Source organism: Methanobacterium subterraneum (genome assembly GCF_002813695.1).
Classification (GTDB): domain Archaea; phylum Methanobacteriota; class Methanobacteria; order Methanobacteriales; family Methanobacteriaceae; genus Methanobacterium; species Methanobacterium subterraneum.
The window spans coordinates 2,138,867-2,154,332 of the sequence record NZ_CP017768.1 but is presented as its reverse complement, the minus strand read 5'-3'; the positions used below and the strand labels follow the sequence as shown (position 1 = coordinate 2,154,332).

Sequence of the window (15,466 nt, the reverse complement as noted above, 5' to 3'; positions counted from 1 at the left end):
TTAGTTATATTTCTTGTAGACTTTCATCAAAGTTGGCATATCCAGTACTTCTTCTGCAGTTGGAGCGATTTCTACTGGTATGTTTTTGAATCGGGGTGTGGCTGTGGAGTCTGTATCAGGGTCAATTACCCGGTTGGCCCAGGGACCCATGGGAATGTAGACCATTCCTGGGGGTAGGGTTTCTCTGGTTTCTACTACCTTAACCACAACATCTCCAAAATTGGATACTACTTCGATGTTGTCTCCTTCTTCTAATCCAATCTGATCCATCATTTCACGGTTCATGTGACAGATGGCAGCAGCGTCTACGTACATCTGAAGGTCCTTACCAGACTCAATGGCTTGTCCCTGCCATACGGTCCTTCCGGTGTTTAATATAACGTTCATTATAAATCCTCCAGTGTTATTGCATCTACGGGGCAGCTTTCCACGCAGGTTCCGCATTTACCACATAGGTCTGCATTTTTGATCTGTATTTCGCCGTCTTCCACGATCATGATGATTTCCACATCATCGGTTGGTCCTTTTCCACCGGCTATCTCAGGACTCCTGGAAGCATTCACTGGGCAGGCGATAACACAGTTACCACATCCGTGGCAAAGTTCGGGGTATACTTTAAGTCCTATTGCCATGTTTTTACCTCACAATTAGTTTTTCACGGAATCGAAGGCTTTTTGCCATGATTTAGATTTTATTGGTGTGCTGTTGATACTGGTTCTGGTAACCTGAATTGCGTCCACTGGGCATGATTTTTCACAAGCTCCACAGTATATGCAGTATTTTTCATCTTTGTGTAATTTTTCAGGTTTCATACCACCGTCGGTTGACTGTGGGAATGACAGAACATTGCAGGGGCAGACCATTACACAGGTTTCACATCCCTGGCAGAGATCCTGGTTAAGTTCCAGGGTTCCTTCGAATGGTTTGGTTACTGTTGCTGCATCTACTGGGCAGATATCCTGGCACCATCCGCAGTTCACACATAGTTCATCGTCGATGTTGGAATTTCCAGTTATTTCAGAGTCTTCGGCTTTTATGTCGTAGTCTCCGTATGAACAAATTCTACACACTGCCTTTATGGCGTCGACTGGGCAGGCTTTCTTACATACCAGACAGTAAACACATTTATCTGTGTCAACCTCTATGTCTGAGGATACTGTTGGGTCGTCAGATGTTGGTAATTTGTGGCCTAGTGTGATTGCATCGGCTGGACACATTTCTTCGCATATACCACAGTCTACACAGGTTTCTTTGTCTATTTCAATTTCACCGGTTACCAGTTTTGATCGGTCTGGGAGTTTCCGGTCAATGGTGATGGCTTCTGCAGGGCATGCTGTTTCACATGCTTTGCAGTATATACAGGCATCGTCCTGGATTTCTGCAGATTTCATTAACTGAGGATAAGCATCCATTGTTTTTATGGATTCTCCACCTATTTCCATATCCAATGCGTTGAATGGGCAAATGCAACTGCACATTCCACAGAGAACACACTTATTCTCATCAATGTCTAGAGAGCTTACATCTTGCTCTGTTCGTACCATAGCACCGGTAGGTTGTACCTCTATGGCGTTCACTGGACAGATCTTTTCACAGAGACCACAGGCAGCACAAAGGTCATCTTTAAAGAGTAGTTTTCGCTCCTCTTCGCCTGTTCTCTCCACAGAAATATCTTTACCTTCAATAATTTCTGTTGTATCCATTACATCAACCTCCTTTATATTCTATGAATCGGTTATACCTTCAAAACAGCACAGACATCAACAGCACAATTATAATTCAATTACAATCAGTATTGTGCCCATTATCAGCCCAAAAACGTAGAAAATCTTTGATTAACGTTCATCTAAGTCATGGTTTAAGAGCAAGACATCATGTGTGTTGATAACACATTAAACCGCGTTAATATATATAATTTCCCCAAAAAATTATATAGAAATTAATATATATGGATGTGTACTAAACACACCACATATGTTGTTGAAATCAACCTGAAGCATCCCTAATAATTCAACAAATAACAAATAAGGTGTTTTTATAATTTAATTAGCCGTTAATAAACTTAAAATTAATTAAATTTTTTGAAAATACCCAAATATCCAAGTTAAATAATATTAATATGAATTTGTTATGACCAAGGAATAAAAGGTGATAATCCAAATTTCCAGACATTTATAATCAGGATAAAAATGTTAAAAACACTTGAATCTTACCAGATGGAAGTATTCTAATTGTGGTTCTTTGACGAATTTTTAGTGTTCTACCCAACTATATCTGTCTTTCCCACCAAGCAATATCTAATATAATTATATAAGATCATGAGGATTATAATTCATCACCACAAACACTGTTATTATACATAATTCCATCTATTGGTTCATTATGTTCATTTACCTAAATGTTTTTAAATGAGGTTTTAAGAGGTTAGTGTAGAAAATAATATGAGAGTTGGTAAGTAATTAGCTGTAATTAATATTATCACAAAATGGGTACTAATGTAAAAGCAATGTACACTTTGAGGTGTAATCATGAAAATAGTATCAGTGGCAGGAACCAAAAACACTGGAAAAACCACTCTGGTCACCTTACTGGTGAGTGAACTGGTTAAAAGAGGGAATAAAGTAGGTACTGTGAAACATACTCATGTTAAATTAGACGTGGAAGGGAAAGACACTTGGAAACACCGCGAAGCTGGTGCGGAAATAGTGGTTGGGGCTGGAGGAGAAGAAACCTTTTTCATCGTAAATAAGGACATGGGCCTTGAAAAGATAATAAACAGCGTAGAACAGCTGGATGAAGTGGATTTTCTCGTGCTAGAAGGATATAAACCTGCTAGCTATGCTAAAATATCCACCTCCCCACTGGATGATCCTTTCAGTCTGGCCCAAGTAGATGTCCGTGAACTGGATGATGAATCAACCGGGAAACTGGTAGATCTCGTTGAAGAGAGGAGTTTTGGTAAACTGCCAAACATGAACTGTGGTGACTGTGGCTATGAAAACTGCCATGATCTGGCACTGGCCATGGTAAAAGGAGAGGCTAAAGAAGATCTCTGTGTCATGAAACAAATGGAAGATGTTATTCTTAAAGTTAATGGAAACCGTGTTCCCCTAAATCCTTTTGTTAATAAATTCATTGAAAACACGTTCCTGGGCATGATCAGCACCCTTAAAATCAAAGAACATGGTGAACCCAAAAAAATCGAACTCCAAATACAACACGATAAATAAAACAAACAGGTAACAAATTCATGACAGTCACTGATACTTACCAGCGCCCCATAATATCCTTACGAATATCCATAACCAACCGCTGCAACGTAAACTGTTTTTACTGCCACCACGACGGCATATTACCTCAAAAATACGAGATGACCCCTGATGAAATACATCGTATTGCCCAGGTCGCCCGTGGTATTGGAGTTCAAAAGATCAGACTTTCCGGTGGGGAGCCATTGATTCGTGATGATATAGTGGAAATTGTGTCCAAAATATCATCAATAGGATTTAAAGACGTTTCCATAACCACCAATGGTACCTATTTAGATAAGTATGCTGATGATTTATTGGAAGCTGGGCTTAATCGGGTGAATGTGAGCCTGGACACTCTAAACCCTGAAACTTACCAGTTCATTACCAAAAAAGACTACCTTGAAAAGGCCAAACAGGGCATAATCCGTGCTACTGAATCTGACCTTTACCCAGTAAAACTTAACATGGTAGTGATGAAGGGAATTAACCACAACGAAATCTGGGACATGTTCAACTTCTGCAAGGAAACAGGAGCCATACTACAACTTATAGAACTCTTAAAAACTGATAATTGCCCAGATAACGGTTTTATTGATGATTACCATTATGAAATGAATGATCTAGAAATTGAATTGGCAGATAGGGCTGATAAAGTAAAAACCAGGCGTTTCATGCAGGACCGGAAGAAGTACTTCGTGGATGGCGGGGAGATCGAGATTGTTAAGCCCATGGACAATACTCAGTTCTGCAAAAACTGCACCAGAATACGTATAACTCCTGAAGGTAAGTTAAAGCCTTGTTTACTCCGGAACGATAATTTAGTTGATTTTATAGAGCCAATGCGCCAGGGTAAATCCGATGAAGAACTCAAAAAACTATTTTTAGAAGCCATTGCAAATAGGGAACCATTTTACGACCAGTGTCACTAAATTGGTTCAAACAAAAAAATATGAATGACTACATTATAAAGTAATGATCATTATCCAGCATATAAAAAATATAACCTTTAATCAAAATCAGGAATTAATGGGGGTTTCAATGACTAAATCTAAAGATGAACCGGAATATAGGTTAGAAGTTGGTGAAAAACTCATATTACTGGATAAGAAGAAATTCAATCTTTTAAAATTCATTGATGAGTGTGGTTCAATTACCAGGGCATCCCAAAAAGCAGATATACCCTACCGAAGTGCCCTTAAATACATTGAAAACCTCGAACATGACTTGAATGATTTACTAGTTTTAACCAAAAGGGGCGGTAAAGGAGGAGGTGGGGGTAGTGAGCTAACCAAGAAAGGTAAACTCATATTAAGGGAATACAGGAAAGTAGATAGTGTAATAAAAATGCACACTGATGTGAATGAAATAGAGTGCGAGATCGCAGAAATAGATGAAGAAAAAAAAATCATTAACATCTATTTTGGGGATAAAAGAGTTATTTTACCACTTAGAGGTAATTTTAGCGTTGGAGAAAAAGTTTTAATTTTAATCAATCCTGAAGACATATTTCTAACACTACAACCACAAAAATCCAGTGTAAGAAACGTTTTCAAAGGAACCATTACCCGTATGGAACTTAAAAATCAGGTGGTGCGTTTAAATATAGATTTGGGTAAAGTGAGCTTATTTGCCGACATAACCCAGTATGCCCGGGATGAATTAAAACTAGATCTGGGTAAAGACGTATTCATAGGATTTAAAGCTGCAGCCATTGCAGTGGTTAAATTGTAAATTTTTTACCAATTCAAGTTTCTAAGCCGATTAAGGGAATGACTACGATTTCAGGGCATTGTCCCTGGAAGGTTTAGTATAAGTGAAGAAAGTTTTCAGATAATATTCATGCCCATTTTATTTTTATAAATATATAATATAACCTTGTCATATAAGAATTGATGGATTTAAAGGAATTTCCTTAGAGAGTGTTAAGAAAGGGATATTATATGAACAAAATGTTCCGCAAAACCAACATAATCAAGGTAAAAGAAAAAGCCCAGCCCACTGAAGACCTGGTAGCCATTGATGCTAAAATGGAATTGCTGGTTAATGGGAAACTTTTGGGAAAATTTTATTTAAGTCCCGAAGACCTGGAAGACTTCACCATTGGTTACCTGCTGGATGAAAGATACATCAATGCCCTGAGTGATGTGAAAGAAATCATCATAAACTCAGATACAATAAAAGTCAGTTTAAGTGAAAATGATAACTTTAAAACCGATGATCTTTCCTGTTACGATGGGTGGGTGCATCAAGACCAGCCCTTATCCCATGTTATCTCTGATTTGAAGGTTGAAAAAGATAAAATTATTGATTCATACCAGTTACTAATTGAAAAAGCTGAAGTTTGGTCCAAAACTGGAGGGACACACGTGGCTGCCCTGGTTAGTGAAGATCAGTTCATTGTCCGTGAGGATGTCAGTCGCCACGTGGCGGTGGATAAAGTTATTGGAGCTGGCTTAAAAGCGGGTATTGATTTTTCAGAAAGTTTCATTGTGTGCAGTGGACGTATACCTCCGGATCGGGTGGTTAAACTGGCCAATGTAGGCATATCTATCATGGTTACCAAAGCTGCACCTACAGTGGAAGGTTTGAGAATAGGTGAAGAAGCAGGCATTACCCTAATAGGTTTCCTTAGAGATGGAAGATTCAACATTTACACTCACCCCCATCGTATCATACTCTGATTAGGGAAGTCAGGAAAATCAAATCATCTAACTAATAGGGAATGATATGTAACGAAAATAATAAAAAAAGGAAAAAAATCAGTTAATTTAATTCAATACCCGGACTATTCAATAACCGTGTGCCTGGCCTTCATATCCTCTTCTGTTTTTCCCATTTCAACCATTAACTGGGCTATGAGGCCGTCCAAAAATATGAGGCTGGTTACTTCAAAAAGGGTTCCCATAGGAGATAGGGACTGGTGTTTTCCATTCATCTGCCGGGTTATGTAATTTTTTTCAGAATCAATTTTGGTACGTCCCTTTATATGCACCACCAGATCCGCCATCTCACCCAAGGTGGAATCCACATAAGAAGTTACCGCAATGATTTTGGTCCCCCTTTTATGGGCAATATTCGCGGCGCTGATAATGCTGAAAGTCTCACCGGAACCTGAAATCGCCAGTAAACAATCATCACTGGTCAAAGCAGGGGTGGTTGTTTCTCCTACCACGTATACACTAATTCCTAGGTGCATGAGACGCATGGCAAAAGCCCTGGCTACTAAGCCAGAACGACCAAGTCCCATGACAAAAACATGTTGGGATGTTTGTAAAAGACTGGTCATGTCTTTAATGTTTTTAGGGTCAAGTTCTGCAGAAACAGAGCGTACATTATCCACTATTTCTTCTATAGCATCGTTGAGAATCAATTGTTTCAATATTAGCACCATTATTATATTTTTTTTAATTATCGTAAAACAATATGATTTTCTATACAATCTGATATATATAAGTCCTATTTCATACAAATCTTATACAAATCAATACTACCACTTTTCCAAGTTAAGGTCAAAGGAGAAATTATGAAGTTTCATCCCCGTTTAAATCTATCACTGAATGGAGAAACATTTAGTTACCGTCTTTTCGATGCATTGCTGGAGATCACCAGCACATGGTCCCAGAGAGCAGCTGCCAAAAGGTTAGGGATATCACATGCCGTGTTAAATAGGCGAATTCGTGATGCTGAAGAAAAAATGGGATTTAAATTGGTGGAAACAACTGGAGCCGGATCAGGCCTCACCCCCCAGGGTGTAATGGTCCTGAAAAAATATCAGCGATATTTAAAACGATTAGAGGAAAGAGACACCCCAGTTATATGCGGAGGGCCTATTTCCACCGGTTTAGTGGATGTTCTATCACGTCATTATGGTCTGGAGGCAGTAATCCATACTACTGATGATCTGAGTGCCCTCAAGATGGCGGAGATGGATCTGGTGGATATTCTACTTTTGGATGATCCGGTCCATGCCTTTATGCATGGTCTGGATTTTGTACCCATAGCCCGGGATGAACTGGTATTAGTCTCCCCTTCTGATGAACAATTGATGAGTATCCATGATCTTCAGGGTAGAATGTTCGTGGAAGTTATCCATTCTGCCCAAAGACTGGCATGGAACACCTTAGATCATTTACGTGTAGATTATGAAATTGTTGACTGGTGCAGTTCTCCTCAAACCGCCCTTAAACTGATTAGTAATAATGAAGATTTTCTAACCTTCATAAACCGAAGTTTCATGTCACCTTTATCCAATTCTTTCACTGTTTCTGATATTTTAGCTGAGGATACCAGCCACATAATCAGTATGGTCATCCCTGCTAAGAACCCAGAACTGGAAGATTTTTCCGATTTTTTACAAGGCAAGGGTCAGAAAATAATCCCTCAGCTGGGTTTTAGGAAAATCAACTGAATCTTAATTATTTAAAGGAAATTGATCATGATTTTGGATAAAAAAGGCTTATTATCTTTTAAATCATCTATTTTTGGGGAGATCAATGATTTTAGGATGGATTTAAGTTGCAGAGATTAGTTCATTTTTAAAAATATAGCGTTATAGTTAATGTTAAATAAACTGAAAATAGAAATAAGGCAGGTGATTAATTGAGTGAAAAAAGAGATTTACTGGCCATTGGGCATACTGCACTTGATTATATAATTCAGGTCAACGAGTTTCCATTACCAAATTCTTCCACTACCATCAATAATATGCGCACCTTCCAGGGGGGTGCTGCTGCCAATGTGGCTGTGGTTGCATCCTCACTGGGTCTCGAATCTTCCCTGGTGTCGGCAGTGGGGGGCGATTTTTTAGGATCAGAATATCAAAATCATTTAGAAAATCTCAATATTAATATTGAAGACATGATAATTGTGGATGAGGATAAAACACCTACTGCATTCGTTTTAACCGATTCAAACCATGATCAGATATTTTACTTTTACTGGGGAGCTGCCACCCGTTTTAAAGAGGCTCCTGTTCCTGCTGATGCCATTAGTAATGTTCAGGCAGTACATTTGGCAACTGGAGATCCCACCTTCAACAGCAAGTGTGGTGAATTCGCCAGAAAAGAGGGTAAAATCATATCCTTCGATCCAGGGCAGGACCTGCACATGTATTCATCCCCTGATCTTTTAAATGTTCTCAAAATATGTGATATTCTATTTGGAAATCACCATGAAATTGGGCGTATTCTGGAAAGCATCAATATGGACATTGACCAGTTAAGGGAGTATGGTCCATCAATTGTGGTGGAAACCAGAGGAAGGAATGGGAGTGTTATTTATGCAGATGAGAAGATCAACATCGATGCTGTGGAGCGTTACCCCACTGATCCCACTGGTGCTGGTGATTCGTACCGGGCAGGGTTTCTGAAGTCATACTTGGAAGGTGAATCTCTTGAATATTGTGGTAAGCTAGCTTCCGCTGTATCTTCATTCATTGTGGAAGCAGAAGGGTGTCAGACTAACGTTCCAACCCCGGATATGGCCATTGGCCGGATGTTAACTATCTGAAACATAAGAGAAGAAATGAATCATTTAAATCATGCCAACATACTATATAGTATTCAATAGATTCTATAGGGATTACAATAAAAAAAAATCAATCAATTCTATAGCATATTAAGAATAAAAAAATTTGAATAGGTTCAATGGGAATTAATATAACAACACAAATACTAAGGATTTCGTTTACAATGATGATTTCATTCCATATTCTGATTCATTATTAACTAATAATTTTCAAAATTTAATGATCCCAGATTATGATATAAAAACCATATCTATTTTTATGGGTAAAATATAGAAATCAAAATAGTATTAGTATTAATCAATGGCTAGGGGCTTCTCGTAATTTGTGAATCCCCATAGCTAATGTACGTTTACAAAGTTGAACCTAACACGGTGATTCTATGACACAAATGGACGACGCACGAAAAGGGATAATAACTGACGAAATGAAATCCGTCGCAGAAAATGAAAATGTTGACGTTGAATTCATCAGAAAATCTGTAGCCAAAGGTACCATTGCCATTCCCAGTAACAAAGGAAGGGAAGTAAAAGCAGTTGGTATTGGGGCAGGACTCAGAACCAAAGTTAACGCCACCATCGGAACTTCAACCGACATATGTGACTTTGATATGGAAGAAGAAAAGGCCAGAGTTGCAATGGCCAATAACGCTGACACTTTAATGGAACTATCTGTGGGTGGAGACCTGGATGAGATCCGTAAAAGAATTCTAAAGATATCTGACATACCAGTAGGAAGTGTGCCTGTATACCAGGCAGCTTTTGAGACCATCAGGGAAAAGGGTGCTGCCATTTACATGGACGAAGATGTGATGTTCAAGGCCATTGAAAAACAGGCCAAAGATGGTATTGACTTCATGGCTATTCACTGTAGTGTGAACATGGAAACCCTCAAGCGCCTAAAAAGACAGGGAAGAGAAGGCGGACTGGTGAGCCGTGGCGGAGCCCTAGTATCTGCCTGGATGGTGGAAAATGAAATTGAAAACCCCCTCTATAAGAATTTCGATTACATCCTTGAAATTGCAAAGGAATACGACTTTGTGATGTCCATGGCCAACGCCATGAGAGCCGGAGCCATTGCAGATGCTACTGACCGTGCCGGAGTTCAGGAACTCATTATCCTGGGTGAATTAATAGACCGGGCAAGGGAAGTGGGAGTGCAGACCATTGTGGAAGGTCCTGGACACATCCCTCTAAACGAGATAAAAGCTAACGTTGTTATACAGAAAAAACTGTGCCGTGAAGCCCCATTCTACATGTTAGGACCCATAGTAACTGACATTGCCCCTGCCTACGATCACATAGTTTCATCTATTGGTGCATCCCAGTCAGCTGCTGCGGGAGCAGACTTCATATGTTACGTTACCCCTGCTGAGCACCTGGCACTCCCTGGACCTGAAGACGTGAAGATGGGAGTTATAGCCAGCCGGATCGGAGCCTACGTTGGTGACATGGCCAAGGGAATACACAACGGGGAAAAGGATCTTGAAATGGCCAATGCCCGTAAAAAACTTAACTGGGAAGCCCAGTACAACGCAGCCATATGTCCAGGTGATGCCAGGGCAATCAGAGATGAACGGCCACCAGAAGATCCTGATACATGTACCATGTGCGGAAGTTACTGTGCCATCAAAATCGTGAATGAATGGCTGGATGAGGCTTCAACTGAAGTTTTCGAATAAAATTCATCCCCATTACATTCCTTTTTATTTTATAATATACCATCATGATTTTTTTATTTTTATAAGAAGGTGAATTACTTGAAACACTGGACTGAACGAATTGCATCTGATCTAACTAACTGGGACGTTGAAAAACACGTCGTAGCCAGTGGAACATCCATATCTGGCTCCATACATATTGGGAATTCCTGTGACGTTTTTATAGCTAATGCGGTAGGTAAATCTCTGCAAAAACTTGGAGAAGACTCTAAGACCATCTGGATTGCCGATGACCACGATCCTCTGAGGAAAGTACCCTATCCCCTCCCTGAATCCTACGAGAAGTACTTGGGAATTCCTTACTCCCAGATCCCTTGCCCTGAGGGTTGCTGCGAAAACTTTGTGGAACACTTCCAGAAACCATTCCTGGAAACCCTACCTGTATTCGGGATAGATTTGGAAACCTATTCCGGGTTTAAAATGTACCAGGATGGGATCTACAATGATTACATTAAAAAGTCACTAGAAAGAGCTCCTAAGATCAGGGAAATATTCAACCAGTACCGGGAACATCCCCTAGCTGAGGACTGGTTACCCTACAACCCCATCTGTAACGAGTGCGGCCGGGTGAATACCACCACTGCCTATAACTACCAGGGTAACACCGTATATTACCGGTGCCAGTGCGGTCATGAAGGTGAAATGGACATCAAATCTGGCAATGGAAAACTCACCTGGCGTGTGGAGTGGGCTGCCCGTTGGAAGATATTTGGTGTGACCTGTGAACCCTTTGGAAAGGATCATGCGGCCAGTGGCGGGTCCTATGATGTAAGTAAAGTTATTTCCAAGGAGATATTCAATTACAGGGCACCCTATCCCGTTCCTTATGAGTGGATCACCCTTAAAGGAGATGCCATGAGCAAATCCAAGGGAGTTTTCTTCACCCCTGGACAATGGTTAGAGATAGGGACACCTGAGACCCTGAATTATTTCTTGTTCCGCAGCAAACCCTTGAAACATAAGGATTTTGACCCGGGAATGTCTTTCCTGGACTTCATCGACCAGTATGACCGTGTGGAGAGGATCTATTATGATATTGAGGAAGCAGCTTCAGAGAAGGAGATGGAGAAACTCAAGAAAATCTATGAAGTGTCGCAGATCAACATGGCCGATTCTGCACCCTTCCAGACATCCTATCGTTTCCTTACAGTGGCCAGACAGATAACTGACGACCTGGAGAAGATCTTCCAGATTCTTAAAAGAAACTCTCAACTGAGTGAAGATATGGAAGGTATGGAATACACTGACTTAGATGAGGATGCTAAGATCCGTTTAGGGTCACGTTTAGAAAATGTGGAAAACTGGTTGGATAAGTATGCCCCGGAATTTGTGAAGTTCAATGTCCAGGAAACATTACCAGAAGTCCAGTTGAACGAAATGCAGGAAGTATTCCTGCTTCAAGTGGCAGATCTGCTGGAGAAAAATGATTACAATTCCCAGGAACTCCACGACCAGATGTATCTCATCCTAAAGGAATTGGGATTAAAACCACAGAAGGCATTCCAGGCAATTTACAAGGTCATAATTGGGAAAAAACAGGGCCCAAGGGCTGCTTCATTTGTGCTATCCCTGGACAAGGATTTTATAATTAAAAGATTCCGTAAAGAGGCATGAAAACCTTATATTAATATTTTTTAAAGGGCACCTTCTTTAAGTATAAAAAAATACCCCACCAATACCAATATGTCCTTTATAAATATGAAATGGATATCCGGAAGAAATTAATTGGAGGAACTGTTTTTGAGGGTGAAACTCACAGAAAAAGATGTTCTTAATCCATTAGGCGAATTTAATGGAAAAAATATCGCTTTAAATCCTTTACCCTACGACTTTGATAGGGTTTCCATGGTGGACAACACTAAACCCGGGGCAGACATTATCCTGAGAGTTCTTTCAGAGTCACTGGGTAACCGGGAACTTCTGTGGGTTCATAAGCCAGCAGGAGCACCAGCTACAGATTTTCAGATTCAAATGGCAGCATCGGCAGATTTAGCTATTCTGGCCCTGGGCGATTGTGGTTCCTGCACCAGTTGGGTGGTTCTGGATGCCATCCGTCTGGAGGAAAGAGGAATTCCAACCATATCTATTTGTTCGGATCATTTCACTCCCTTTGCTCGGGAACTGGCTAAATCACATGGATTAGGAGATCTGAGAATTCTAGAGGTTGAACACCCCGTAGCTGGGCTTTCAATTGATGAATTGGATGATAAAGCAAGTAAAATCGTCCCATCATTTCTATATTTACTACAAATACCCTAACGGGTTTAAAAATTGATTGATTAAAGGGATTATTTAATGGATTGCTTAAAGATATTGTTTAAATAATTGTGGCTGTAAAGTTTTTGGGTGTTGAAGCAAATTTCACAAAAATTTAAAAAACTTCAGATTTAAATCAAATTCCAGTTATAAACCGTTAAAATTAAGTATAAAGTGAGAATAGATATAATAACATGCCTAATGAAATTATAACTACTCTCAGTTCTAGTATTGCGTCCATGCAACTTAATCTTTTCGATTTTGTTGTGGAAAAACCAAAATTTGATGAAGTTTTAACACGAAGATTTCAAAGGTCTGAAATCACTCGAAACGTGAATAAAAACCTGAATTTACTTTCAAACAATCATTTCGAATATTTAAACCCAATTTGTCCTAATTGTAATTCAAATCATGTGATTAAACAGGAATATCATGAAAGAAACCCCATATTGGCTGATTCAGGACCTCAAAAAATTTATTTGCGACGATATAAATGTAAAAGTTGCAGTAAAAAGTTCACAACAAGCTTAGATTCAGTTATAAAACCTCATCACAGATACGTTAATATTTACAGTGATAAATTAGAGTCTTTGATTCAAACAGGCTATCGTTCGCTGCGTAAATTGGGGGAAGACTTTCAAACGTTCTTTGGAAACTCACCATCACACACAACCATTAAAAAATGGCAAACCATAGAAGTTGAAAAACGAATAACCAACACAATAACACTTTATTCAGGTTACTACGCGTATGATGAGCAGTATATTCGACTTAACGGTAAAAGACACTACCGTTTAACATTATACGACACCATACTCAACATACCAATAGCAGAAGAAATAGCTCCTAAAAGAACTACAGAAACCATAAAAAGATTTATTGAAGAATCCACAAAAAATCAACCACTGATAGCAATTACAACCGATCATTTCCGAAGATACAAAAGAATAATGGACAAAATTGGTGTGAAACACCAATTATGCATATTTCACCTATTTAAAATGATAGGAAACAGTGTACACAAAATATTAAAGTCCAAAAATGTCTCCAAACGTGAAAAAATAACATTATGCCTTTATTTCACCGACATAAAAAACATATTCCGCACATACAACGAAGAAACATCAATAAACAGACTAGAAACACTACTGGACAAATTCAAAGATATTCCAAAAGTTTTACAACGATACCTCACTAAAAAGATACTTCCAAACTTTCAAAGACTCACACACTTCATGAGAAGCCCATTCATACAACGAACATCCAACAAAGTAGAAAATTACTACAGACAAACAGACCCCAACCAAATAAAGAAAATTTACAAAACAATAAAAGGAATACTCAGCTACCTAAACCAAAAAATGAAAAAATGGACAGCTAAACATGGAAAAAATATCAACACCCAATAACTTTACAGTCCCAAATAATTAGAATGCTTAAATAGATTTAATAGTTATCTGTTTAAAGTACTTGAAAATGTTAAATGATCATATGGCTAAAAAAAACACTCCAGCCATCAGTAATAATGCCTGTGGCTGTTTAATTGACGATATCCTGGAAAAAAAGGATGATACGAGAGATCGTCTCTGCAGTGCCAGTGAATCAGATATGGAATTCTTTATTGACCCTGATCCAGAGAAGATCAGTGTTGATTTTTACCAGCGACGCCTGACTGATGGCCTTCCCATTATCCCCCCCACCAGAGAAAGGGTAGATCGTTTACTAAACTACAGTGAATACGATCCAGGGGATGTTCTAGCGGTCTTACCCCCAAAAATGGGTCAGGCCACCTCGGAAAAAATTGCCATTAACTCGGTGATGGCTGGTTGCCAACCCAGATTTCAGCCGGTGATGGAACATGTCATCAAAGCCATTTACCAGGATAAATTCAACTTGGCAGGGGTCAACGCTACCACCCACCCCATATCAATCTGCACTATCATCAACGGACCATTATCAAACGAATTAGGTTTAAATTCAGGTGCAGGATGTTTAGGGCCCTGTAACATGGCCAGTGCCACTATTGGCCGTTCTCTTCGCTTGTGTCTCATCAACATTGCGGGGGCAGTTCCCGGGATTGGTGATCATGCCACCCATGGTTCTCCAGCTAAGTATAGTTACTGTTTCACCGAAAATGAAGATGAAAGCCCATGGGAACCTTTTCAAGTAGAGATGGGCTGCAGAAAAGAGGCCAGTACCGTCACGGTGATGGCTGCTGAAGCTCCCCATAATGTTAATGATCATCGCAGTCAAAAAGCTGAGGACCTATTGGACACCATCGTTCACACTGCAGCCACTGCTGGTTGTAACAATAGCCACGTACCCGGTGAACTTCTGGTGATCATGAGCCCTGAGCACGCAAAAACCATCCACACAGATGGCTGGGAAAAAGTGGATGTTAAAAATTATATTCATGAAAACTCAGTGTTACCTGCCAGTTTAGGTGATCGTGGTGGTCGAAAACTGGATGATGAATGGATAATAGGAGGGGATGTCCATATAACCCGTTCCCCATCTGATGTGCTTTTAATGGTTGCCGGAGGACCCGGGAGGCATACCATGATTTGTCATGGTTTTGGTAATGGATCTCTTTCAGTAACGCTGCCCATAACCCTCAAAGATGGATCATTATCACATTCTGTGGAAGATTTCAATAAAAGGTAAATTCACTTGGGATATTATTTCTAATAACTTTTCTAAATCTCACTTGGGATT

At 39.6% G+C, this 15,466-nt stretch carries 15 protein-coding genes; 11 read left to right on the top strand and 4 right to left on the bottom strand.

Translation table 11 applies throughout. The features are described 5' to 3' along the window. The 3 genes from fwdD to fwdF are packed head-to-tail and all read right to left on the bottom strand — an operon-like array spanning position 1 to position 1,703. Positions 1-387 (bottom strand): tungsten-dependent formylmethanofuran dehydrogenase subunit FwdD, encoded by a 387-nt coding sequence (gene fwdD / locus BK009_RS10430; RefSeq protein ID WP_100905085.1) that lies wholly within the window; start codon positions 385-387, stop codon positions 1-3. Next, positions 387-632 (bottom strand): 4Fe-4S binding protein, encoded by a 246-nt coding sequence (locus BK009_RS10425; RefSeq protein ID WP_100905086.1) that lies wholly within the window; start codon positions 630-632, stop codon positions 387-389. Before BK009_RS10425 ends, fwdD begins: the two co-directional genes overlap by 1 nt. Positions 633-647: 15 nt before the next feature. Beyond that, the gene (gene fwdF, locus BK009_RS10420) at positions 648-1,703 is read right to left on the bottom strand and encodes a tungsten-dependent formylmethanofuran dehydrogenase subunit FwdF (RefSeq protein WP_100905087.1); all 1,056 of its coding nucleotides are present in this window, start codon (positions 1,701-1,703) and stop codon (positions 648-650) included. 825 nt (positions 1,704-2,528) lie between these two features. Between fwdF and mobB the strand changes: the two genes are divergently transcribed. The 4 genes from mobB to fdhD all read left to right on the top strand — a co-directional run bounded on the left by mobB (position 2,529) and on the right by fdhD (position 5,932). Then, positions 2,529-3,230, top strand: a complete 702-nt coding sequence (gene mobB / locus BK009_RS10415) for a molybdopterin-guanine dinucleotide biosynthesis protein B (RefSeq protein ID WP_100907290.1) — start codon at positions 2,529-2,531, stop codon at positions 3,228-3,230. Positions 3,231-3,250: 20 nt separating this feature from the next. Continuing rightward, positions 3,251-4,180, top strand: a complete 930-nt coding sequence (moaA, locus tag BK009_RS10410) for a GTP 3',8-cyclase MoaA (RefSeq protein WP_100907289.1) — start codon at positions 3,251-3,253, stop codon at positions 4,178-4,180. Between the two features lie 109 nt (positions 4,181-4,289). Next, positions 4,290-4,982 (top strand): TOBE domain-containing protein, encoded by a 693-nt coding sequence (locus BK009_RS10405; RefSeq protein WP_100905090.1) that lies wholly within the window; start codon positions 4,290-4,292, stop codon positions 4,980-4,982. A 209-nt stretch (positions 4,983-5,191) separates the two neighbouring features. Then, positions 5,192-5,932, top strand: coding sequence for a formate dehydrogenase accessory sulfurtransferase FdhD (gene fdhD, locus BK009_RS10400; RefSeq protein ID WP_100907288.1), 741 nt, complete (start codon positions 5,192-5,194; stop codon positions 5,930-5,932). Positions 5,933-6,036: 104 nt separating this feature from the next. On the opposite strand, the gene hxlB is transcribed toward fdhD, so the two are convergent. Then, on the bottom strand, positions 6,037-6,642 hold the full coding sequence (gene hxlB, locus BK009_RS10395; protein WP_394340072.1) for a 6-phospho-3-hexuloisomerase: 606 nt from the start codon (positions 6,640-6,642) through the stop codon (positions 6,037-6,039). A gap of 132 nt (positions 6,643-6,774) precedes the next feature. Between hxlB and BK009_RS10390 the strand changes: the two genes are divergently transcribed. The 7 genes from BK009_RS10390 (at position 6,775) to BK009_RS10360 (ending at position 15,415) form a co-directional block, all read left to right on the top strand. Next, positions 6,775-7,659: a LysR family transcriptional regulator gene (locus tag BK009_RS10390; RefSeq protein ID WP_100909545.1), complete on the top strand. Its 885-nt coding sequence runs from the start codon at positions 6,775-6,777 to the stop codon at positions 7,657-7,659. 191 nt (positions 7,660-7,850) lie between these two features. Beyond that, entirely contained in the window at positions 7,851-8,759 is a 909-nt protein-coding gene (locus BK009_RS10385) for a carbohydrate kinase family protein (protein WP_100907286.1), read from the top strand. Positions 8,760-9,157: 398 nt separating this feature from the next. Further along, positions 9,158-10,456, top strand: a complete 1,299-nt coding sequence (gene thiC, locus BK009_RS10380) for a phosphomethylpyrimidine synthase (RefSeq protein WP_100909544.1) — start codon at positions 9,158-9,160, stop codon at positions 10,454-10,456. A 78-nt stretch (positions 10,457-10,534) separates the two neighbouring features. Continuing rightward, on the top strand, positions 10,535-12,109 hold the full coding sequence (gene lysS / locus BK009_RS10375; protein WP_100909543.1) for a lysine--tRNA ligase: 1,575 nt from the start codon (positions 10,535-10,537) through the stop codon (positions 12,107-12,109). A 111-nt stretch (positions 12,110-12,220) separates the two neighbouring features. Further along, positions 12,221-12,754, top strand: coding sequence for a UGSC family (seleno)protein (locus tag BK009_RS10370; RefSeq protein WP_236950978.1), 534 nt, complete (start codon positions 12,221-12,223; stop codon positions 12,752-12,754). Positions 12,755-12,945: 191 nt separating this feature from the next. Continuing rightward, positions 12,946-14,160 (top strand): transposase, encoded by a 1,215-nt coding sequence (locus BK009_RS12445; protein ID WP_157809717.1) that lies wholly within the window; start codon positions 12,946-12,948, stop codon positions 14,158-14,160. Positions 14,161-14,242: 82 nt separating this feature from the next. Then, on the top strand, positions 14,243-15,415 hold the full coding sequence (locus BK009_RS10360) for a hypothetical protein (protein WP_100907948.1): 1,173 nt from the start codon (positions 14,243-14,245) through the stop codon (positions 15,413-15,415). Positions 15,416-15,466: the final 51 nt, after the last annotated feature.